Origin of the sequence: Phenylobacterium sp., assembly GCF_036563285.1 — a bacterium.
Taxonomy (GTDB): domain Bacteria; phylum Pseudomonadota; class Alphaproteobacteria; order Caulobacterales; family Caulobacteraceae; genus Phenylobacterium.
Genome location: NZ_DATCMR010000006.1, coordinates 571,965 through 591,743 on the forward strand (window position 1 = coordinate 571,965; position 19,779 = coordinate 591,743).

A 19,779-nucleotide genomic window follows, 5' to 3' on the forward strand; every position below is an offset into this window, starting at 1 on the left:
AAGGCGCCCGTCTGAACGGCGCTGCGGGGAGGAACGATGAGACGTTTGCTGGCAGGCGCGTTGGCGCTCTTTCTGGCGTGCGCGGGCGCGGCGCAGGCCGAGCCGGTGAGGGCCAAGGTCGCCGAGGGCGTGCTGGTGGGCGAGCGGGCCGACGGCCTGGTGAGCTTCCGGGGCATACCGTTCGCGGCGCCGCCGGTGGGCGAGCTGCGCTGGAAGCCGCCGCAGCCGGCGCAGCGCTGGAGCGGCGAGCGGCCGGCGACCGAGTATCCCGCCAGCTGCATGCAGCCGAGCCGTCCGGGCGGGCCGAAGCCGTCCGAGGACTGCCTGTATCTGAACGTCACCGCCCCGGCGGGCGCGAAGGCCGCGCCGGTGATGGTGTGGATCCACGGCGGCTCCAACACCGGCGGGTCGGGCGCGATGTACGACAGCCCGGCCTTCGCCAAGGACGGCATCGTCATGGTGACGATCAACTACCGCCTGGGCCCGCTGGGCTTCTTCGCGCACCCGGCGATCACCAGGGCCGCCGGCTCCAGAGAGCCGCTGGCCAGCTACGGGCTGATGGACCAGCTGGCGGCGCTGCGCTGGGTGCAGGCCAACATCAAGGCGTTCGGCGGAGACCCGAAGCGCGTCACGGTGTTCGGGGAGTCAGCCGGCGCCATCGACATCTATGCGCTGCTGGGCCTGAAGGCGGCGCGCGGGCTGTTCAGCCAGGCGATCGTGGAGTCGAACATCACCTGGGGCGCCTCGGCGCCGCTGGCCAAGGCCGAGGCCGACGGCCAGGCGCTGGCGGTGAAGGCCGGGGCTGGGCCCACGGCGACCCTGGCGGAGCTGAAGGCCCTGCCGGCCGAGAAGCTGGTGGCGGCGCACCGCGGCGCGCTGTTCCCGATCGTCGACGGCCGGCTGATGACCCAGTCCGCGGTACTGGCGATGGCGCGCAAGCACACCGTCGACGTGCCGCTGATCGTGGGCTCCAACAGCTGGGAGGCGTGGCTCGACCAGTCGCTGAAGGGCCAGGCCGCGGTCGATTGGACCGACCGGCAGGGCGGGGCGCCGGCGCGGTTCATCGCGGCCAAGTCGGCGGACGGCAAGCCGGCCTGGCTCTACTTCTTCTCCTATGTGCCGACGGAGAAGCGAAGCCCCGACAACATGGGCGCGCCGCACGCGGGCGAGATCTACTACGTGTTCGACGGCCAGCTGAACCCGACGATGGCGCGGCCCAATCCGGCCAATCCGGTCTCCGGACCGGCCAAGCCGTCCGAGGAGGACCGCGCCATGGCGGCCACCATGCACGCCTGCTGGGTGTCGTTCGCCAAGACGGGGGCGCCGCGCTGCGGGACCACGCCCTGGCCGAATTACGACCCGAGGACGGACCAGCTGATGGAGTTCGGCTCGCCCTCCGGCGTCCGCACCAACTTCCGCAAGGCGGCGCTGGACGCGGCGCAGGCCGCGGAGCCGGCAGCACGCTGAGGGCTGGCAACCGACGGCAGGCTTGACCGTTTAGGTCGGGTGGGGACGAGTGTGCGGAGCGCGCGCGTCCTGCCGCCGGGGGCCTGGGGGCGAACGAATGTCATCTTCCGGCGACGCCGCGGAACTCCCGTTCCGGCAGCTTGCCCAGCATCTGCCGACCATGTGCTGGATCTCGGACGCCGAGGGGGTCATCACCTGGGTCAACGACGCCTGGCTGGCCTACACCGGCATGGGTCCGGCGGAGCTCGCCGGCGGCGGGCTGGCGTCCCTGCACGATCCAGAGGTCCTGCCGCGCGTGCGCGCCGAGTGGGCGCAGGCCAGGGCAGCCAGCCAGCCGGTGGAGACCACCTTTCCGCTGCGTGGCCGTGACGGGGTCCTGCGGCCGTTCCTGACCCGCGTCGTTCCGCTGCCGGACGGCGAAGGGCGCATCACGCGTTGGTTCGGCACCAATACCGACATCAGCGAACAGGCGGAGGCCGAGGCCCGCGCGCGGCGCTCGGAGGCGAGCCTGAAGGAGAACCTGACCCGCCTGCGGCTGGCCACCGAGGCCGGCGGCGTGGGCGTTTGGGAATGGCGGCTCGACACCAACGAAATGGTCTATTCGCCCGAGGCGAAGGCGATCTGTGGCTTCCCGCAGGACGGGCCGGTGACCTACGAGATGGTCGCGGCCGCAACCCACCCGGAGGACTTCCCGCACACCCGTGCGCAGGCGGAACGGGCGCTGGACCCGGCGATCCGCGACCGGACGCACTACCACTACCGCATCGTCCGACCCTCCGGAGAGGTGCGCTGGGTGACCGCTTCCGGGGAGGCAGTGTTCGAGGAGCGGACCGACGGCGTCGTCGCCACCCGCTACGTGGGCACGCTCATCGACGTGACCGAACAGCAGCGCATTCGCCAGCAGCTCGAGGAGAGCGAGGCCCGGCTGCGCGAGAGCGAGGCGCAGCTGCGGCTGGCGACCGACGCGGCCGAGGTCGGCCTGTGGGACGTCGATCCGCTGAGCGACACCCTGTTCTGGCCGCCCCGGGTCAAGGCGATGTTCGGGATCAGCCCCGACGCGCCGGTCTCCATGTCGGACGACTTCTTCCCCTGCCTGCACCCCGAGGATCGCGACCGCGTGGGCGCGGCCTACGCCGCAGCGACGGACCCCGAAATCCGCGCGCTGTACGACGTGGAATACCGCACGATCGGCAAGGAGGACGGGGTGGTTCGGTGGGTCGCCGCCAAGGGCCGCGCGCTCTTCAACGAGGCCGGCGAGTGCTACCGGGTGATCGGCACGGCCATGGACGTCACCGAGCGCAGGCGCAACGAGCGGGCGGTGCTGGAGCAGGCCCGCTCGTTGCAGGTGCTCAACGAGACGGGCGCGGCCCTGGCCGCCGAGCTCGACCTGCAGAAGGTCGTGCAGATGGTCACCGACGCGGCCGTGCGGATCACCGGAGCCGAGTTCGGCGCGTTCTTCTACAACCTCGTGGACGAGGCGGGCGAGAGCTACACGCTCTACACGCTCTCCGGCGTCGACCGCTCGCACTTCGAGAAATTCCCCATGCCGCGGAACACCCAGGTGTTCGGCCCGACCTTCGCGGGCGAGGGCGTGGTGCGCAGCGACGACATCACCAAGGACCCGCGCTATGGCCAGAACGCGCCCTACAAGGGGATGCCGGAAGGCCACCTGCCGGTCCGCAGCTACCTGGCGGTGCCGGTGGCTTCCCGGTCGGGGGAGGTGATCGGCGGGCTCTTCTTCGGCCATTCGACGCCCGCGGTGTTCACCGATACCGCCGAGGAGCTGGTGCGGGGCGTGGCGGGGCAGGCCGCGGTGGCGATCGACAACGCCCAGCTCTACCGCGCCGCCCAGCGCGAGATCGAGCAGCGCCGCCGCGTCGAGGAGCGGCAGCTGCTGCTCATCAACGAGCTCAATCACCGGGTGAAGAACACCCTGGCGACCGTGCAGTCGATCGTCGCCCAGACGTCGCGCACCGACCGCTCGTCGCAGGAGGTGCGCGTGGCCATAGAGGGCCGGCTGCTGGCGCTGTCGGCGGCCCACGACCTGCTCACCCGCCACAGCTGGGAAGGGGCCGACCTGCGCGAGGTGGCGCAGCGCGCGGCGAGCCCGTTCAGCCCGGACGGCGAGGCGCGAATCCGCATCTCCGGGCCCGCGGTCCCGCTGGCGCCGCAGCAGGCGCTGGCGCTCTCCATGGCGATCCACGAGCTGGCCACCAACGCGGCGAAGTACGGGGCCCTGAGCGTGCCCGGAGGCCACGCCGAGCTGCAATGGAGCGTGCGCGGCGGACAGCTCCAGATGCACTGGGGCGAGCACGGCGGGCCCGAGGTGAAGCCGCCCGCCGGCCGGGGCTTCGGCAGCCGGCTGCTGGAGCGGGGCCTCGCCGCGGATCTGCAGGGGAGCGTCAGCCTCAGCTATCCGCCGGAAGGCGTGCGCTGCACGATCGCCGCGCCGCTGGCGGGCGCGCCGAAGTCCACGGCGCCGTTGAAGCTCTCGCCGGCCAGCGCCTGACCCTCAGCGCGGGGTCAGGCGGATCACCGTCTCGGCGTCCCCCAGCACCGCGGCGCGGGTGAAGCGCAGCGGGAAGTAGCTGCCGGCCGCCCAGAGCGGGAAGAGGTCGCGGTAGTGCGGGCTCATGGGGTCGGCGGACTGGCGCGGCGTGTTGATGGCCATGGAGTTGTCCCAAGCGCCCACGTCCAAGACGAAGCGGACCGAGGCGCCGGCGGTCTGGGCGAAGTCGGACGGACGCCAGGTGGCGGCGCGCGGGGTGGAGGCCGAGCCTGCGACCTGCAGCGGGCCCACGGTCATCTGGGCGGCGAGCTGGGGGTCGGCGAGGACGGCGGCGGCGGGGACGAAGCGCGCGTGGTGCAGGCGGCCCCAGCTCCAGCCGGCCATGTCGGGGCCGAGGCGGCCCTTCAGCTCGCGGACGGCGGCCGACAGGCTGGCCAGCAGGATCGGGTCGCGGACGGTGGGCGGGGCGGACTCCAGCCACAGGAAGATGGGATCGGGCGAACTGGCGCCGACCAGCTCGGCGGCGGCCGGCTTCAGGACGGCGGCCGTGGTGGCGCGGCCGAGGTGCTTGACGGCCCAGGTCTCGTAGATGGCGGCGGCGGCGCTGTCCGTGGTCTCCTTTCCGTCCCAGGCCTTGAGGAGCTGCAGCGCGCGGGCGATGTCCGGGTCCTGGCTGGTGAGGTCGCGGACGAGGGCGGCGCCGCGCCGCGCCTGGGCGCTGACGTCGTCGGTCTGCAGGGCCATGGAGTCGGCGAGCGTCGACTTCGGCAGGGCGGAGAGCACCTCGTGGATGCGGGTTGAGCGGGTGCGGTCGGCCCACTCGAAGCCCAGCGGGCGGGTGTAGCCGGCCGGGATGTTCATCTCGTTGGCGGTGGCGAAGAAGCCCTTGGCCGGATTGCGGCTGGCGGGCAGGCCCCCGTCCTCCACGAAGCCCGCCCACTCGTAGCGGCCATCGCCGGGCACGGGCATCAGGCCGTCCCAGTTCGGCCTCACCGGCGTCCGGCCGGCGGCGGACCAGCCGACCTCGCCCTTCGTGTCGGCGTAGACCAGGTTGAGCGGCGGGGCGCCCCAGCGGTTGCGGGCGGTCTGGAAGTCCTCCCAGCCCCTGGCCCGCCACATCCGCGAGGAGCCGAAGTAGCCGGCCAGCCCCGGCTCGTTCCAGATGGTGCGGATGGCGAAGGCGCGGCCCTTTGCCGGGTCGAGCCACAGGACGGGCCCGTGGCGGGTGAAGCGCAGCTCGACCTCGCGGGGCGCCTGGCCCTTCACCTCGATGGTCTCGCGGATGAGCCGCATGGGCTCGAAGCCGCCCTTGTAGCGGTAGGCCTCGCCGCGCGTCTCGTAGGCGTAGATGTCCTCCTGGTCGATGTAGAAGATGGTGATGCCGAAGGCGGTGGTCCCGTTGTGGCCCAGGGAGACGCCGGGGAGCGCCGGCTCGCCCGCGCCGATGATCGTCAGGTCCGGGGCGTCAAGGTGGACGATGTAGCGCAGCGAAGGCACGCCGACCGGGCGGTGCGGGTCGTTGGCCAGGATCGGCCGGCCGGTGGCCGTGCGCGAGGCGGCTATGGTCCAGTTGTTGGACCCCTCCGCGGAGGTGGCGTCGATGAACTGCGAGAGGCGCTGTTCGGGCTTCGGCTCTGCGGTGCGCGCGCCGGTCAGCGCCTCGAAGCTCACGGCCTGCGTGGCCAGGATGTAGTCCTTCAGCACGTCGGCGGGGACGCTGCAGGGGTCGAAGCCCTGCGGGACGACGATCGGGTGCGGCGGCTCCACGCGGCGGCGCAGGCGGTCGGCTTCCATCCCGCCGACGCAGATGGCGCGGGCGCGGGCGACCTCGGAGGGGGCGTTGGAGACCAGCGCGTGGCTGCGGATACGCAGCACCTCGTCCGCCCTCCAGTCCTCCGGCCGGCTGTCGGTGAGCCTGAACTCCACGGGCATAGGGCGGCGGCCGGCGCGGACCTCTGCGACGTAGGCGTTCACCCCGGCGGTGAAGGCCTCCACGGTCTCCTTGGCCCCCGGCGCGTAGGAGGCCCACTCGGCGGCCATGTCGCCGCGGTAGAGGAAGAGCCGCGCGGCGCGGTCCTGCTCCACGTAGGCGGGGCCGAAGCTGGCGGAGAGGCGGCCGAGGCCGCGCTTGCGCCAGAGGTCGATCTGCCAGAGGCGATCGCGGGCGGCGTTCCAGCCCTGCAGGAAGAAGGCGTCGCGGGCGCTCTGCGCGTAGATGTGCGGCACCCCCCAGCGGTCGACGACGATCTCGGCCGGCTCGCGGAGGCCGGCGACGGCGGCGGCCTCCTGGCGCACGGCGGTGGAGAGGGGCTGGGCCTGGGCGGCGTTCGCCAGCGCTAGGGCCGCGACCGCCACGAGCGTGCGCCAGATCATCCGAACTCCTCCCCATCCCTTTGCCCGCTACTTGACGGGAGAAGCTGCGGCTCGTCCACATTGGCGCTGAGCGGGAGGGCGCGCGGCGTGATCGGCTACACCACCTTAGGCGTGCGGGACCTGGAGCGGGCGCGGGCCTTCTACGACGCGGTCCTGCAGCCGCTGGGGGGGCGGCGCACGCTCTCCTACGAGCGCTCGCAGTATTACGGCGCCAAGGGCGGGGCGATGCTGGGCGTGGTGCTGCCGCACGACGGGGCGCCGGCCACGGCCGGGAACGGCACGATGGTGGCGCTGGCCGCCGAGACCGACGATCAGATCGCGCAGGTGCACGCCCTGGCGCTGGCCAACGGCGGCGTCTGCGAGGGTCCGCCGGGGGAGCGGGGCGGGGGCTTCTTCGGGGCCTACTTCCGGGACCTGGACGGCAACAAGCTGTGCGTCTTCCGGATGGAGCGGCGATGATCCGGGCGGCGGCGTTCGCCCTGGCGCTGGGCCTCGCTGCGCCGGCGGCGGCCGAGGTCGTGACCCTGCCGGGGATCCAGTACGAGGTGCTGGCGTCCGGGCCGAAGGACGGGCCCATGCCGACCCGGGCGGACGCGGTGATGATGCGCTACATCGGCCGGCTCGCGACCGGCGAGGTGTTCTCCACCTCGGCAAACAACGGCGCGGAGCCCTCCCAGTTCGGAGTGCGCGAGGTGATCCCGGGGATGAGCGCGGCGCTGCAGCTGATGCGGCCGGGCGACCGCTGGCGGATCACCCTGGTTCCGTACCTGGCCTACGGCCGGCTGGGCCGGAAGTATCAGCCGCCGGAGGCGACGCTGAAGCGCGACGTCCCCCCAGACGCCACCCTAGTGTTCGAGGTGGAGCTGGTGCGGATCATCTCGCCGGCGCCACCCGCCAGATGATGTCCCCGACGTCGTCGGCGACCAGCAGGCCGCCCCTGCGGTCGACGGCGACGCCCACCGGGCGGCCGAGGATCTTCTCATCGGTGTCGAGGAAGCCGGTCAGAAAGACCTGGGCGGGCGCCAGCGGGCGGCCGCTGGCGAAGGGGACGAAGACCACCCGGTAGCCGTTGAGCGGCTTGCGGTTCCAGGAGCCGTGCTGGCCGATGAAGGCCCCGCCGCGGTAGGCCTCAGGGAAGGCGTCGGCGGTGTAGAAGGCCAGCCCCAGAGAGGCCGTGTGCGCGCCCAGGCCGTAGTCGGGCGGGATGGCGGCAGCCACCAGGTCCGGCCGCTGGGGCTTCACCCGGGCGTCGACCACCTTGCCCCAGTAGCTGTAGGGCCAGCCGTAGAAGCCGCCGTCCTTCACGCTGGTGAGGTAGTCGGGGGGCAGGTCATTGCCGATCTCGTCGCGCTCGTTGACGACGGTCCACATGGCGCCCGTCTGCGGCTCGAAGTCGATGCCGTTGGGGTTGCGCAAGCCGGTGGCGAAGAGGCGCTTGCGGCCGGTTGCGAGGTCGTACTCCCAGATCGCGGCGCGGCCCTCCTCGATGGCCATGCCGTTCTCCCCGATGTTCGAGTTGGAGCCGACGGTGGCGTAGAGCTTCGTCCCGTCGCGGCTGGCCACCACGTTCTTGGTCCAGTGATGGTTGAGGGGCTCGCCCGGCAGCTCGAACACCGTCTCTCCGGCGCCTTGGACGGCGGTCTGGCCGGGCGACCAGGGGAAGCGCACCACGCTGTGGTCGGTGGCGACGTAGAGGGTGTTCCCGACGAGCGTCATGCCGAAGGGTCGCTTGACGCCGCGGGCGAAGACGGTGCGGGTCTCGGCGACGCCGTCCCCATCGCCGTCGCGCAGCAGGGTGATCAGGTTGGGGCTGGGCTGCTGGGAGCCGACCTTCTTCATGATCAGGTTCTGGAAGAAGCCGCGGATGCCCTTCGGCGGCTTGGGCTCGGAGGACGACTGGGCGACCAGCACGTCGCCGTTCGGCAGCACCAGCAGCCAGCGCGGGTGGTCGAGCCCCTCGGCGAAGCGGGTGACGGTGAAGCCCGGCGGGGCCTTGGGCGCGGCGCCCGCCGGCCAGCCCACGGCGTCCGGCGCGCCGATGGTGGGCAGCAGGGCCTTCTGCGGCTTCGGCAGCGGCGGGTTGGGCCCGAAGCCGACCAGCGGATCGGACGAGCCGGCCGCCATGCAGGCGGCGAGGACGATGGCAACGGCGGCCAGGGTTCCGGTGAGCAGGACGCGCATGGGGACCTCTGCGGATTGGATGGCGGACCATACGCCCAGCTTCCTGGCAGGCGAAGCTGACGCCGGGGCGCCGTTGCGCGCCGCCCGGAAAGGGGCTTGGCTTGCGCCATGGACCTGACTTTGACCCCCGAGATAGCGGCCTTCCGCGACGAGGTGCGGGCCTTCCTGGCGGCGCACCGGGGCGAGTACGAGAACGGCCAGCCGAAGGACCTGCTGGCCTGGCAGCGGCTGCTGATCGAGCACGGCTATGCGGCGCGCACGATCCCGCGGGCGTATGGCGGCTACGGCGCGGAGCCGGACATGCTGAAGTCGCGGATCATCGCCGAAGCGTTCATCGCCGCCGGCGCGCCGCGGGGCATCGCCAACCAGGGCGTCTCCATGCTGGTCCCCACCCTGCTGGAGGTGGGGTCGGAGGAGCAGAAGCAGCGATGGATCGGGCCGACCATCCGCGGTGAGGTGGTCTGGTGCCAGGGCTACTCCGAGCCCGGGGCGGGGTCGGACCTGGCGTCACTTCAAACCAAGGCTGTAGAAGACGGAAAAGACTTCGTAATATCCGGTTCGAAGATATGGACCAGCACCGCCAAGCAGGCGCAGATGATGTTCTGCCTGGTGCGCACCGAACCCGACGCGGCCAAGCACGAGGGCATCTCCTACGTGCTGATCCCGATGGACACGCCGGGTATCGAGGTGCGGCCGCTGAAGACCATGACCGGCCTGGCCGAGTTCAACGAAGTGTTCTTCACAGACGTTCGCGTACCGCAGGAGAACGTGGTCGGCGGCCGGGGCCGGGGCTGGTTCGTGGCCAACACCACGCTGAAGCACGAGCGGGGGATGCTGGGCGATCCCAACGCCACGGAGGCCCGGCTGAACAGCCTGATCGAGCTGATGAAGACCGAGACGGTGGATGGCGAGCGGATCGTCGACAACCCGGTTTTCCGCGACCGGCTGATGCAGCTGCAGGGCCGGGTGTTCGCCATGAAGTTCAACGGCTTGAGGGTGGTGACTTCACAGATTTCGGGGGAGGGCGCGGGGTTGGCGGGCCTGGTGGTGAAGCTGCAGGGCTGCGAACTGAACCACCAGATCGCGGCGCTGGCGATCGACGCGCTGGGCGAGCTGGGCATCCTCTACCAGGAGGGGCCGCACCTGCGGGGCAAGGGCGGCTGGCAGCGCAGCTACATGTTCGACCTCGGCCTGATCATCGGCGGGGGAACGGCGCAGATCCAGAAGAACATCATCGCCGAGCGGGGCCTGGGCCTGCCGCGCGAGCCGAAGCCGGCGAAGGCTTAGATGCGTTTCGCGCTGTCCGAAGACCAGAGGCTGCTGCAGGAGAGCGTGGGCCGCGCGCTGGGCGAGCTGGCGCCGCTGGAGCGGGTGCGGGCCTACGCCGAGGGCGGGGACTTCGCCGACGTCTGGCGGGGTCTCGCCGAGATGGGCCTGCCGGGGCTGCTGATCCCGGAGGAGCACGGCGGGCTCGGGCTGGGATTGCTGGAGGCTGCGGTGGCGGCCGAAGCCATGGGCGCCGCAGTCGCGCCCGGGCCCTTCCTGGGAAGCGTGCTGGCGCCCCTGGCGCTGCGGGGCGGCACGCCGGAGCAGCAGGTCAGGTGGCTGCCGAGGCTGGCGAGCGGCGAGGCGACCGCGTGCATCGCGATCTCCGAGGCGGTGGCCGGCGCGCGGGACGGGGCGGGCGTTGAGGCCAGCGACGGGCGGCTCACCGGCAAGGCGCTGTTCGTGCTCGACGCCCAGGGCGCGGACCTGCTGATCGTCGCCGACCGAGCCGGCGGGCTGCATCTCGTGGAGCAGCCGCCGGCCGCCGGCGCCATGGCGACGATCGACGCCACGCGCAGGCTCTCGGAGGTGACGTTCGAGGGCACGCCGGCCGAGCCGCTGGCGTCGAACGACGGGCTGGAGCGGCTGAGAGACGCCGCCTGGGTGATGCTGGCGGCCGACACCCTGGGGGCCTCGCAGGCCATGATCGACAAGGCCGTGGCCTACGCCAAGGAGCGCCAGCAGTTCGGCCGGGTGATCGGATCGTTCCAGGCGGTGAAGCACATGTGCGCCGAGATGGTCGCCGAGCTGGAGCCGGCCCGCGCGCTGGTCTGGTACGCCGCCTACGCCTTCGACCATGCGCCCCAGGAGGCGACGGTGATGGCGGCGCACGCCAAGGCCCACCTCGCCGAGATCGGGCGGTTCATCGCGCGCACCTCCACGGAGGTGCACGGCGGGATCGGGATCACCGACCTGCTGGGGCTGCACTACTGGTTCAAGCGCATCGGCCTGAACCGCCAGCTCTATGGCGGTCCCGAGCGGGTGCGCGAGGCCGCGGCCCGGGCGCAGGGGCTGGTCCCGGCCTAGCCCTCTCCGTCGGCCGGGTCGTCGCCGCCGGCCCCGGCGCCGCCTGCGCCGCCCGGATTCCAGTCGCCGGCCGCGGGACTGCCGGAGCCGGCCACGCCCAGGCCGTCTGTGGGCGCGCGCTCGGGCTCAGAGGCCGGCTGCGGCTCTGGCCGCGGTTCAGCGTCCGGCATTGGCGGCGTGCTCAGGCTTACCCTTGCGCTTGGTGGAGGCCATCTTCTCGAGCTCCTTCTCGCTCATGGACTCGGCCATGTGCTTGGACGGCCCCTTGAGCTTCGACTTGGGCGTGTCGCCCCGCTTGGCGGAGAGGGCGGCCCCGGCCGCCTTCTGCTGGGCCTTGGACTTGGCAGGCATCGCTTGTCCTTCAGGTTCGGCCGCGCCATCACTGCGCGGCCCTTCCGAAACACCGGAGCTTGGACGGAGGTTCATGGGCGTGAGGGAGACCGCCGCTTGACCAGCCGGGCCGAAGTTCGCCGCCGCCGGCTGCCGCGCCTGCGCGTGCGGCTGCGCGAACTCTACCATGGTCAGACCCGCGAGGCGGTGCGCTTCCGCTACTGGGTGATCGTCCTCGACCTGCTGCTGATCGGCTTCTTCATCGCCGCCCCGTTCTTCCGCGACAATCCGGTGTTCCTCACCTTGGACTATGTCGTCGCGGCGGTGCTGCTCCTCGACATCGGGGCCCGGGCGCTCGCCAGCCCCAGCACCTTGGACTGGATCCGCCGGCCCATCGTGTGGGTCGACCTCTTCGTCCTGGTGACCCTGCTGTTCCCGTTCTGGCTGTTCAACCTGGCCTTCCTGCGGGTGCTCAGGCTGTGGAGCCTCGTGCACTCCGACTTCTTCTGGGAGACGGTGGGGCGCCGCTACGACGACACCCGGTGGGAGGACGTCTTCAAGACGGTGGCCACCCTGATCACCTTCATCTTCGTGGCGACCGGCTTCGTCTACGCCAGCTTCGCGCGCACCCACCCGGGCATCACGGGCTACGTCGATGCGCTCTATTTCACCATCACCTCGCTGACGACCACCGGGTTCGGGGACATCACCCTGCCGGGCACCTGGGGCAAGCTGCTCACCATCATCATCATGCTGTCGGGGATCACCTTGTTCGTGCGGCTCGCCCAGGCGCTGATCCGTCCCTACAAGGTGCACTTCACCTGCCCGTCGTGCGGCCTGATGCGCCATGACCCGGACGCCGTGCACTGCAAGGCGTGCGGCGTGCTGATCAACATCCCCAACGAGGAATAAGGCTTCAGGCGGCGGCGCGGGGGCCCTCGGCGCCGGCGGTGCGGCGGGCGGTCTTCACCACCTGCTTAGCCGCCTTGTCCGCCTTCGGCGGGGAGCCGTCGCGGGCCTCCTCGAGGAAGCGGATGACGGCGAGCTCGAAGGCGCGGTCGGACGCGCCCGGCTTGAGGGGCAGGGCGCCCTCTTCGTAGGTCTGCAGCACCAGCGGGTGGATGTAGGCCGAGCGGCAGACGGCGGCGGTGTTGCCGAGCACGCCGGCCACCGCCTTCACGCAGGTGTTGATGTTGCGCTTGGCCTCGGTGGCGCTGGCGCAGGCGGGCTGCAGGGCGAGCGCGCGAGCGGCGGCCACGGTGCCGGCCCAGGTGCGGAAGTCCTTGGCGGAATAGTCCTCGCCCAGCGCCTCGCGCAGGTAGGCGTTGACGTCGGCGGACTCCACTACGCGCTGGACACCGTCCTCGTCGATGTACTGGAACAGCCGCTGGCCGGGCAGGTCCTGGCAGGCCTTGACGATGCCGGCCAGCCGGCGGTCGCGGAAGCCGGTCTTGTGGACCTTGCCGCTCTTGCCCTTGAACTCGAACATGGCCCCGCCTGCGGCGATCTTCGCGTGCCGATCGCGCAGGGTGGTCAGGCCGAAGCTCTTGTTCTGCTTGGCGTATTCTTCGTTGCCCACCCGGATCAGGGTGATCTCCATCAGCCGGACCACGGCGGCCAGCACCTTCTCCCGGGGCAGGCCGCGCCGGGCGAGGTCCTTCTCCACCCTTGTCCGCAGCTTCGGCAGCGCGCGGCCGAACTCGATCACCCGGTCGAACTTGCCGCTGTCGCGCACCTCGCGCCAGCGGTCGTGGTAGCGGTACTGCTTGCGGCCCTTCACGTCGCGGCCGGTGGCCTGGATGTGGCCGCGGGGCGAGGGGCAGATCCAGACGTCGGTCCAGGCCGGGGGGATGGCGAGCTTGCGAATGCGGTCGAGGGTCTTCTCGTCGCCGACGGGCTTGCCATCGGCGTCGCGGTAGCTGAAGCCGGCGCCGAACTTGACGCGGCGGATGCCCGGGTCCTGGTCGCTGACGTAGGCCAGGCCTGCGGCCTGCACGTCCTCGACGGGCGTGTCGGTCTGGTTGAGGTCGCGGCCCATCGGCTGTCCGGCTCCTTCGGAGCTTCGGCAACGTGGGCCCAAGCGGCCGGTTCCGCTGAGATGACAGGAGCTTGCTTGAACTACCGCCACGCCTTCCACGCCGGGAACTTCGCCGACCTCGTGAAGCACGCGGGCCTGCTGCAGCTGCTGGCGAGGCTGACGTCCGGCCCGCCGCTCACGGTTATCGACACCCATGCGGGGCGGGGCCTCTATGACCTGGCCGGGCCGGAGGCGCGGAAGTCCGGCGAGGCGGAGGCGGGAATCGTGCGGCTGATGCGGGCGGACAGGGCGCCGGCCGAGTTCGCGCCGCTGACCGCCGCGGTGCGCAAGCTCAACCCTGGGCCGGCCGTCGCCCGCTACCCCGGATCGCCCTGGCTGATCTCCGATGTGCTGAGGCGGGAGGACCGCTACCTGGCCTGCGAGCTTCGGCCAGACGAGCACGGGGCGCTGAAGGCGCTGATGCGCGGCAAGGCCAACGTCGAGACCCTCTGCGCGGACGGCTTCGAGACCGCCGCCGCCCGGACACCGCCGCAGGGCAAGGTCCTGGTGCTGATCGACCCACCGTTCGAGCGCGCGGACGACTACCCGCGGATCGTGCAGACGGTGCGGGCGGTGCGGCGAAGGAACGGGCAGGCCCAGGTGCTGGTCTGGCTGCCGCTCAAGGACCTGGAAACCTTCGACGGCTTCCTCCGGGACCTGGAGGACGCGGTGGACGCGCCGCTGATGGCCGCGGAGTGCCGGATGCGGCCGCTCTCCGACCCCATGAAGATGAACGGCTGCGCCCTGGTGCTGGCCGGCGCGCCCGACGAGCTCGCCTCACCGCTAGAGGCGGTCTGCCGCTGGACGGCGCAGGCGCTGGGCGAAGAGGGGGAGGGGCGGGTCTACCGGTTGCGCGGCTAGGCCGCGGCGTAGAAGCCGTTCTCGCCGCTGACGCGGACGATGCAGGGCTGGCCGGCGTCGTGCGCGGCGCGGGCGCGTTTGTTGGCGGCGGCCTTGGCCACTTCCTTGTCCGAGCTGTGGTCGAGGTGTTCGCCGAGGTGTTCAACGGCCCACCCGCCACCGTGGCGGACCACGGTGAACGTCAGCCGCTCAGGTTGATTGCGCACTAGCTCTACTCCGGCGGCAAGCGCGGCCTTCGCGCGGCCCGGCGCCGCGCGATCCGCGCTTCAGAAGAAATTTCGTTGTACTATATAAGAAAATCCCGACGGTGTCCCGCTTTCCGTAGGAATTATTTCCGACCTCGGGTTGCGAAAACGGCCAAATGACAATAATTTGGAGTGATCGAACGTCGTATTGGCTCGCCGCCGCTCAGCGCAGATGTTCAATCAGAGCGCGGAGCGTATCCCCGACCCTCTCCGAATTTGATGCAAGCGCCGACAACCGGCGCCGCGAATATTTGCACCTGGAAAGGGACATCACATGGCGACCGGCACGGTCAAATGGTTCAACGGCCAAAAAGGCTATGGCTTCATCCAGCCCGACGCGGGCGGCCCGGATGTGTTCGTGCACATCTCGGCCATCGAGCGGGCCGGCCTGAACGGGCTGCATGAAGGCCAGAAGGTCAATTTCGAGCTCGAGAAGGACCCGCGCAGCGGCAAGACCTCTGCAGGCCAGCTCACGGCCGAGTAGGCCGACGACCTGATCGAATGAGAAAAGGCCGGGTTATCCCCGGCCTTTTTATTGTCTGCCGGCCACAATCGACCTCGGATGTCGAAATTCGACAGACGAGGACTGAGGAAGCGCCCAAGATTGCTGCATCGTCGACCGGGCACTTCGGGCGTCGGCGACTGAGAGACGTCGCTCCGGCCTCACGCTCCCGCCTGAACGAGGAGCCTGTACCTTGCCGGTCTATACCTTCTACTGCTGTCGACCTGACGGCGCCGCGCCGTCGTTTGAGATGTTCGAGCTCGCCTCCGACGAGGCCGCCGCCGAGCGCGCGGCCCAGCTGCTCGCCACCCACCCCAGCGCCTCCCATATCGCCGTGTGCGACGGCGACCGTGAGGTCCTCGTGGAGCGCCGCAGCTCGGTCAGCGACCGTTCGGCCCGCGAGCCGCAGGCCGCAGACCAGCACGCCTGACGCCGCGCTTCCCGATCCGGGCCGTGGCGCCTTAAGTCAGGCGCATGAAGCGGCTGGTCGACATTGCAGGCGCCCTGGCGGGCCTCGTCCTCCTGTCCCCCCTGCTGATCGTGCTCGCCGTGCTGGTGCGGCTGGAGAGTCCCGGCCCGGCTTTGCACTGGTCGAGGCGGGTGGGCCGCTACAACCGTATCTTCCCGATGCCGAAGTTCCGCACCATGCGCGTGGGCTCGCCCGACGTGGCGACGCACCTGCTGTCCGACGCCGAGCGGTGGATCACCCCGCTGGGCGGGTTCCTGCGGCGCACCAGCCTCGACGAGCTGCCGCAGCTCTGGAGCGTGCTGAAGGGCGACATGAGCCTGGTGGGCCCCAGGCCGGCGCTCTTCAACCAGGACGACCTGGTGGCGCTGCGCACCGAGCACGGCGTCGACCGGCTCAGGCCCGGGCTGACGGGCTGGGCGCAGATCAACGGCCGTGACGAACTGCCGATCCCGGAGAAGGTCCGGCTGGACAGGGAATACTTGGAACGCCGGTCGCTGGCGTTCGATTTTCGCATCCTGTTCGGCACCGCAAAGGCCGCCTTCTCGGGCCGAGGCGTAAGTCATTAGGTTTTGAGGGGAACTCTACCTCACGCCAGGAGCGTTTCATTCCGAACGCCTTGGAGAGCGAGCCCCCGTGAGCGAAGCCAACAAGACCCCCACGCCGCGCCGGCAGCCCCGCAAGGCGCCGGCCCGCCGCCCCGAGCCCGCGCCGCGCCGGCCGCTGGACCGCGCCGGCGCCTGGACCCGCGAGCACTGGACCGCCACCCGCGAGCGGCTGTCCCACGTGCGGCTGAAGAAGCCCTCGAAGAAGGCCCTCTACTGGTCAGGCGGGATCGTGGCGACGCTAGCGATCGCCATCGCCATCCTGATCGCCATCTGGGACTGGAACTGGTTCCGCGGGCCGGTGGAGCGGATGGCGTCGGCGCGCCTGCACCGCACCGTCGACATCACCGGCGACCTGAACGTCCACCCCTTCTCATGGCAGCCCAGCGCCACCGTGGACGGGGTGAGGATCGCCAATCCTTCATGGGCGCCCAACCGCGGGCAGATGGCTACCATCGACCGGATCGAGGTGAAGATCCGGCTGCTGCCGCTGCTGAAGGGCGACGTGGACCTGCGCCTGCTGCGCTTCGACCGGCCGAACGTGGACCTCTACAGCGACGCCCAGGGGCGCGCGACCTGGGACTTCTCCGACGGCAAGAAGAAGGACGAGCCCACCCGCCTGCCGCCGATCCGCAACTTCATCATCAACGACGGCAAGCTGAAGCTGCGCGACGAGAAGCGGAACCTGACCTTCAACGGGGCGGTCAACGCGGCCGAGCAGCTGGGCGCGGCGAACCGCGGCTTCGAGCTGCGCGGCGACGGCCGCCTGAACCAGCAGCCGTTCACTGCCCGGGTGGTGGGCGGTCCCCTGCTCAACATCGACAAGGATAAGCCCTATCCGTTCGACGCCGACATCCGCGCGGGCGACACCTACATCACCGCGCGCGGCGCTGTGCCGGAGCCGTTCGACCTTGGTCAGTTCCACATGAACACCACGGCGCGCGGGCCGGACCTCGCCGACATGTACGGCATCACCGGCGTGGCCCTGCCGAACACCCCGCCGTACAACGTGCGCGGCCGCCTCTCGCGCGAGGGCAAGGTGTGGAGGATCAACGGCTTCTCCGGGCGCATCGGCGACAGCGACATTTCCGGCACGATTTCCGTAGAGACCGGCCGCGAGCGGCCGCTCCTGAAGGCGGACCTGCGCACCCGCAGCCTCGACTTCGACGACCTCGGCGCCCTGTTCGGCGGCGCGCCGAAGACCGGCGCCGGCGAGACCGCGTCGCCCGAGCAGAAGGCAGTGGCGGCGACGCTGAACGCCCAGCAGCGGCTGTTCCCGGACTCCACCCTGAAGGTGGACCGCATCCGGGCGATCGACGCCGACGTCTCCTACCGCGCCGCCACGATCCGCGACGCCCCGGTGAACCTGAGCGCCGCGTCAGTGCACGTGAAGCTGAACGACGGCCTGCTTAGGGCCGATCCGCTGCGCCTCGACCTTCCGAAGGGTCAAGTGTCGGGGTACGTCCAGCTCAACGCCCGCAAGGCGACACCGGTCACCGACCTCGACCTGCGGCTCTCCAACGCCCGGCTCGAGCAGCTCTTCCCGATCAAGCTCATGGGCGGCACCCCGTTCACCGGCGCCGTGGCCGCCCGGGCCAAGCTGACCGGCACGGGCGACAGCGTCCACAAGGCCTTCGCCAGCGCCAACGGCGAGGTGATGGTGGTGATCCCCGGCGGCGACATCCGCGAGGCCTTCGCCGAGCTGATGGGGGTCAACGTCGTGAAGGGCCTGGGCCTGCTGCTGTCGAAGGACCAGAGCACGACGCCGATCCGCTGCGGCGTGGCGCATTTCAAGACCTCCGGCGGCGTGATGACGGCCAACCAGATCGTCTTCGACACCGGCCCGGTGATCGTCACCGGCTCGGGCACGGTGAACCTCGGCTCCGAGCGCATGGCGTTCCGGGTGCAGGGCCACCCGAAGGAGTTCCGGCTGGTGCGCCTGATGCTGCCGGTGACGGCCTCGGGCCCGATCCGCTCGCCGAAGCTGGGCGTCGAGCCCGGCAAGGCGATCGCCCAGGGCGGGGTCGCCGTGGCGCTGGGCGCGCTGCTCACGCCGCTGGCCGCCATCCTGCCGTTCGTCGACCCGGGCCTGGCCAAGGACGCCAACTGCTCGGCGCTCGTGGGCCAGGCGAGGGCCGAGGGCGCGCCGGTCGGGAAGACCGCCGCCCGTTGACGCCCGCTGCGCGTCGCCTGCAAAGTCCCGCCAGGGACAGTGTGAGGAGACGCTCGGCATGGCCGGCAAGGTTTGGATAGCGGCGGCGGCCCTGGCGGCCGGCATGACGGTGGCGGCCGGCGGCGCGCTCGCCCACAACACCAAGGGCGAGGTGGCGCGCACCCCGGGGCACAAGGCGGCCTTGGTCCGGCACGACAATTTCGAGAAGCTCGGCGCGGCCTTCAAGGCGATCAACGACGAGCTGCGCAAGAGCGACCCGGACACGCAGCTGGTCGCCCGCAACGCGGCGACCATGAAGGCGCTGTCGACCCAGCTGCCCACCTGGTTCCCGAAGGGCTCCGGCAAGGAGGCGCGGCCGAAGAGCGAGGCCAAGCCGAATATCTGGACGGACTCGGCCGGCTTCTCGTCGGCGGCCTCGAACGCCCAGGTGCAGATCTCCAAGCTGCAGCAGGCGGCGGCGGGCGGCGACCTGGGCGCCGTGCGCGGCCAGATCCGCGCGACCGGCGGGGCCTGCAAGGGCTGCCACGACAAGTTCCGCGAAGAAAAGAAGAGCTAGCCGGTGACCGAAGCCCGGACGGAGGCGGCGGTCAGCGCACGCCTCTGGGACTGGCCGGTGCGCCTGGTCCACTGGGCGCTGGTCCTGCTCCTGGGCTTCGCCTGGTGGTCGGTCGATGACCACCTCACCTGGCACCGGTGGAGCGGCTACGCGATCCTCGGCCTGCTGCTGTTTCGCGTCCTTTGGGGCTTCGTGGGGTCGCGGACGGCGCGGTTCTCCAGCTTCGTGAAGGGGCCGGGGGCGACGATCGCCTATGCCCGCACCCTGCCAAACCGCGACCCGGCGGATGTGCCGGGCCATAATCCAATCGGCGGCTGGAGCGTCGTGGCGCTGCTCGTGGTGCTGCTCGCGACGGTGACGACGGGACTGTTCGCCGTGGACGTCGATGCGTTCGAGGCGGGCCCGCTCTCGGACCGGGTGAGCTATGACCTCGGACGCCAGTTCGCCGTCTGGCACGACCTCATCTTCCGCATCCTGCAGGTGCTGGTGGCCGTGCACGTGCTGGCGGTGGCCTATTACCTCGTCTGGAAGCGCACCAACCTGATCGGCGCCATGTTCACCGGCCGTCGCCGGTTCGCCGCCGACCCGGGGCTGACCTTCGCGCCGGCGTGGCGGATCGCGGCGGCCGCTGTGCTCGCGGCCGCCATCGCCTGGATCGTGTCGAAAGGGTTCAGGCTCTAGCTGGCTTCTGCGGCCTCGCGCAGGCACTTGAGCCAGGCGTCCTCGCGGGCCTTTTCGGCCTCGCGCAGCTTGGCCTCGGCGTCGCGCACCCCGGCGTCGTGCTTGCGCCACTCGGCGACAGCCCCCTCGCGGGCGGCGCGGGCGGCCTCCAGGGTCGGGAAGCGGGCGAGGACGGCGCGGACGGAGTAGTTCACCGGCGGGCCCACGGTCTCGCGGTCCGGATAGAAGCCGGTGATCGAGTCCTGGCTCTCGCTCTCGATGTGGAAGACGTCGGCCCAGCCCGCGTGGTGGCGCATCAGGGCCCAGGGCCGTTCGATCCGGTCGCTCAACGTGGTCTCCTAAGCTTCGTCTTCATTCCCGCGCGCGGCGCGGCCTTCGCGCGCACCTATAGCGCAGGCCCG

At 71.0% G+C, this 19,779-nt stretch carries 21 protein-coding genes; 14 read left to right on the plus strand and 7 right to left on the minus strand.

From position 1 onward, the window contains the following. Positions 1-36 precede the first annotated feature (36 nt). On the plus strand, positions 37-1,467 hold the full coding sequence (locus VIL76_RS07725) for a carboxylesterase/lipase family protein (RefSeq protein WP_332044423.1): 1,431 nt from the start codon (positions 37-39) through the stop codon (positions 1,465-1,467). A gap of 97 nt (positions 1,468-1,564) precedes the next feature. After that, the gene (locus VIL76_RS07730) at positions 1,565-3,976 is read left to right on the plus strand and encodes a PAS domain-containing protein (protein WP_332044424.1); all 2,412 of its coding nucleotides are present in this window, start codon (positions 1,565-1,567) and stop codon (positions 3,974-3,976) included. 3 nt (positions 3,977-3,979) lie between these two features. Here VIL76_RS07730 and VIL76_RS07735 read toward each other — a convergent pair whose 3' ends face one another. After that, positions 3,980-6,349, minus strand: a complete 2,370-nt coding sequence (locus VIL76_RS07735) for a penicillin acylase family protein (RefSeq protein ID WP_332044425.1) — start codon at positions 6,347-6,349, stop codon at positions 3,980-3,982. 87 nt (positions 6,350-6,436) lie between these two features. Between VIL76_RS07735 and VIL76_RS07740 the strand changes: the two genes are divergently transcribed. Beyond that, a complete protein-coding gene (locus tag VIL76_RS07740; protein WP_332044426.1) occupies positions 6,437-6,808 on the plus strand; it encodes a VOC family protein in 372 nt (123 codons plus the stop codon). After that, complete coding sequence (locus VIL76_RS07745) at positions 6,805-7,251, plus strand: FKBP-type peptidyl-prolyl cis-trans isomerase (RefSeq protein ID WP_332044427.1); 447 nt, start codon at positions 6,805-6,807, stop codon at positions 7,249-7,251. Before VIL76_RS07740 ends, VIL76_RS07745 begins: the two co-directional genes overlap by 4 nt. Here the strand turns inward: VIL76_RS07745 and VIL76_RS07750 are convergent. Continuing rightward, entirely contained in the window at positions 7,223-8,530 is a 1,308-nt protein-coding gene (locus tag VIL76_RS07750; RefSeq protein ID WP_332044428.1) for a sorbosone dehydrogenase family protein, read from the minus strand. The two genes, VIL76_RS07745 and VIL76_RS07750, sit on opposite strands and share 29 nt — an antisense overlap. Positions 8,531-8,638: 108 nt before the next feature. Between VIL76_RS07750 and VIL76_RS07755 the strand changes: the two genes are divergently transcribed. Both VIL76_RS07755 and VIL76_RS07760 read left to right on the plus strand, forming a co-directional pair. Then, on the plus strand, positions 8,639-9,817 hold the full coding sequence (locus VIL76_RS07755) for an acyl-CoA dehydrogenase family protein (protein ID WP_332044429.1): 1,179 nt from the start codon (positions 8,639-8,641) through the stop codon (positions 9,815-9,817). Then, on the plus strand, positions 9,818-10,882 hold the full coding sequence (locus VIL76_RS07760; RefSeq protein WP_332044430.1) for an acyl-CoA dehydrogenase family protein: 1,065 nt from the start codon (positions 9,818-9,820) through the stop codon (positions 10,880-10,882). Here the strand turns inward: VIL76_RS07760 and VIL76_RS07765 are convergent. Together VIL76_RS07765 and VIL76_RS07770 are read right to left on the minus strand one after the other, a co-directional pair. After that, positions 10,879-11,052, minus strand: a complete 174-nt coding sequence (locus VIL76_RS07765; protein WP_332044431.1) for a hypothetical protein — start codon at positions 11,050-11,052, stop codon at positions 10,879-10,881. The genes VIL76_RS07760 and VIL76_RS07765 overlap by 4 nt on opposite strands. Then, a complete protein-coding gene (locus VIL76_RS07770) occupies positions 11,039-11,233 on the minus strand; it encodes a DUF3008 family protein (protein ID WP_332044432.1) in 195 nt (64 codons plus the stop codon). Before VIL76_RS07770 ends, VIL76_RS07765 begins: the two co-directional genes overlap by 14 nt. Before the next feature lie 96 nt (positions 11,234-11,329). On the opposite strand from VIL76_RS07770, the gene VIL76_RS07775 reads away from it, so the two are divergent. Next, positions 11,330-12,124, plus strand: a complete 795-nt coding sequence (locus VIL76_RS07775) for a potassium channel family protein (RefSeq protein WP_332044433.1) — start codon at positions 11,330-11,332, stop codon at positions 12,122-12,124. Between the two features lie 4 nt (positions 12,125-12,128). On the opposite strand, the gene VIL76_RS07780 is transcribed toward VIL76_RS07775, so the two are convergent. After that, on the minus strand, positions 12,129-13,250 hold the full coding sequence (locus tag VIL76_RS07780) for a DNA topoisomerase IB (protein WP_332044434.1): 1,122 nt from the start codon (positions 13,248-13,250) through the stop codon (positions 12,129-12,131). A gap of 75 nt (positions 13,251-13,325) precedes the next feature. Between VIL76_RS07780 and rlmJ the strand changes: the two genes are divergently transcribed. Next, a complete protein-coding gene (gene rlmJ / locus VIL76_RS07785) occupies positions 13,326-14,150 on the plus strand; it encodes a 23S rRNA (adenine(2030)-N(6))-methyltransferase RlmJ (protein WP_332044435.1) in 825 nt (274 codons plus the stop codon). Here rlmJ and VIL76_RS07790 read toward each other — a convergent pair. Next, a complete protein-coding gene (locus VIL76_RS07790; RefSeq protein ID WP_332044436.1) occupies positions 14,147-14,356 on the minus strand; it encodes a hypothetical protein in 210 nt (69 codons plus the stop codon). The genes rlmJ and VIL76_RS07790 overlap by 4 nt on opposite strands. 313 nt (positions 14,357-14,669) lie before the next feature. Between VIL76_RS07790 and VIL76_RS07795 the strand changes: the two genes are divergently transcribed. The 6 genes from VIL76_RS07795 (at position 14,670) to VIL76_RS07820 (ending at position 19,378) form a co-directional block, all read left to right on the plus strand. Then, positions 14,670-14,879 carry a cold-shock protein gene (locus tag VIL76_RS07795; protein ID WP_332044437.1) on the plus strand — a complete coding sequence of 70 codons (210 nt, stop codon included), beginning with the start codon at positions 14,670-14,672 and terminating at the stop codon, positions 14,877-14,879. Between the two features lie 211 nt (positions 14,880-15,090). Beyond that, positions 15,091-15,327 carry a hypothetical protein gene (locus VIL76_RS07800; protein ID WP_332044438.1) on the plus strand — a complete coding sequence of 79 codons (237 nt, stop codon included), beginning with the start codon at positions 15,091-15,093 and terminating at the stop codon, positions 15,325-15,327. A 44-nt stretch (positions 15,328-15,371) separates the two neighbouring features. Beyond that, a complete protein-coding gene (locus VIL76_RS07805) occupies positions 15,372-15,932 on the plus strand; it encodes a sugar transferase (RefSeq protein ID WP_332044439.1) in 561 nt (186 codons plus the stop codon). Between the two features lie 67 nt (positions 15,933-15,999). After that, positions 16,000-18,141 carry an AsmA family protein gene (locus tag VIL76_RS07810; protein WP_332044440.1) on the plus strand — a complete coding sequence of 714 codons (2,142 nt, stop codon included), beginning with the start codon at positions 16,000-16,002 and terminating at the stop codon, positions 18,139-18,141. A gap of 58 nt (positions 18,142-18,199) precedes the next feature. After that, positions 18,200-18,697: a cytochrome c gene (locus VIL76_RS07815; protein ID WP_332044441.1), complete on the plus strand. Its 498-nt coding sequence runs from the start codon at positions 18,200-18,202 to the stop codon at positions 18,695-18,697. Positions 18,698-18,700: 3 nt separating this feature from the next. Beyond that, on the plus strand, positions 18,701-19,378 hold the full coding sequence (locus VIL76_RS07820) for a cytochrome b/b6 domain-containing protein (RefSeq protein WP_332044442.1): 678 nt from the start codon (positions 18,701-18,703) through the stop codon (positions 19,376-19,378). Here the strand turns inward: VIL76_RS07820 and VIL76_RS07825 are convergent. Continuing rightward, positions 19,375-19,707 (minus strand): hypothetical protein, encoded by a 333-nt coding sequence (locus VIL76_RS07825; RefSeq protein ID WP_332044443.1) that lies wholly within the window; start codon positions 19,705-19,707, stop codon positions 19,375-19,377. The genes VIL76_RS07820 and VIL76_RS07825 overlap by 4 nt on opposite strands. Positions 19,708-19,779: the final 72 nt, after the last annotated feature.

Coding starts and splice junctions, on each gene's coding strand:
- VIL76_RS07725 (WP_332044423.1), top strand. CDS start 37: ATGAGACGTTTGCTGGCAGGCGCGTTGGCGCTCTTTCTGGCGTGCGCG.
- VIL76_RS07730 (WP_332044424.1), top strand. CDS start 1,565: ATGTCATCTTCCGGCGACGCCGCGGAACTCCCGTTCCGGCAGCTTGCC.
- VIL76_RS07735 (WP_332044425.1), bottom strand. CDS start 6,349: ATGATCTGGCGCACGCTCGTGGCGGTCGCGGCCCTAGCGCTGGCGAAC.
- VIL76_RS07745 (WP_332044427.1), top strand. CDS start 6,805: ATGATCCGGGCGGCGGCGTTCGCCCTGGCGCTGGGCCTCGCTGCGCCG.
- VIL76_RS07750 (WP_332044428.1), bottom strand. CDS start 8,530: ATGCGCGTCCTGCTCACCGGAACCCTGGCCGCCGTTGCCATCGTCCTC.
- VIL76_RS07755 (WP_332044429.1), top strand. CDS start 8,639: ATGGACCTGACTTTGACCCCCGAGATAGCGGCCTTCCGCGACGAGGTG.
- VIL76_RS07760 (WP_332044430.1), top strand. CDS start 9,818: ATGCGTTTCGCGCTGTCCGAAGACCAGAGGCTGCTGCAGGAGAGCGTG.
- VIL76_RS07765 (WP_332044431.1), bottom strand. CDS start 11,052: ATGCCGGACGCTGAACCGCGGCCAGAGCCGCAGCCGGCCTCTGAGCCC.
- VIL76_RS07770 (WP_332044432.1), bottom strand. CDS start 11,233: ATGCCTGCCAAGTCCAAGGCCCAGCAGAAGGCGGCCGGGGCCGCCCTC.
- VIL76_RS07780 (WP_332044434.1), bottom strand. CDS start 13,250: ATGGGCCGCGACCTCAACCAGACCGACACGCCCGTCGAGGACGTGCAG.
- VIL76_RS07795 (WP_332044437.1), top strand. CDS start 14,670: ATGGCGACCGGCACGGTCAAATGGTTCAACGGCCAAAAAGGCTATGGC.
- VIL76_RS07805 (WP_332044439.1), top strand. CDS start 15,372: ATGAAGCGGCTGGTCGACATTGCAGGCGCCCTGGCGGGCCTCGTCCTC.
- VIL76_RS07815 (WP_332044441.1), top strand. CDS start 18,200: ATGGCCGGCAAGGTTTGGATAGCGGCGGCGGCCCTGGCGGCCGGCATG.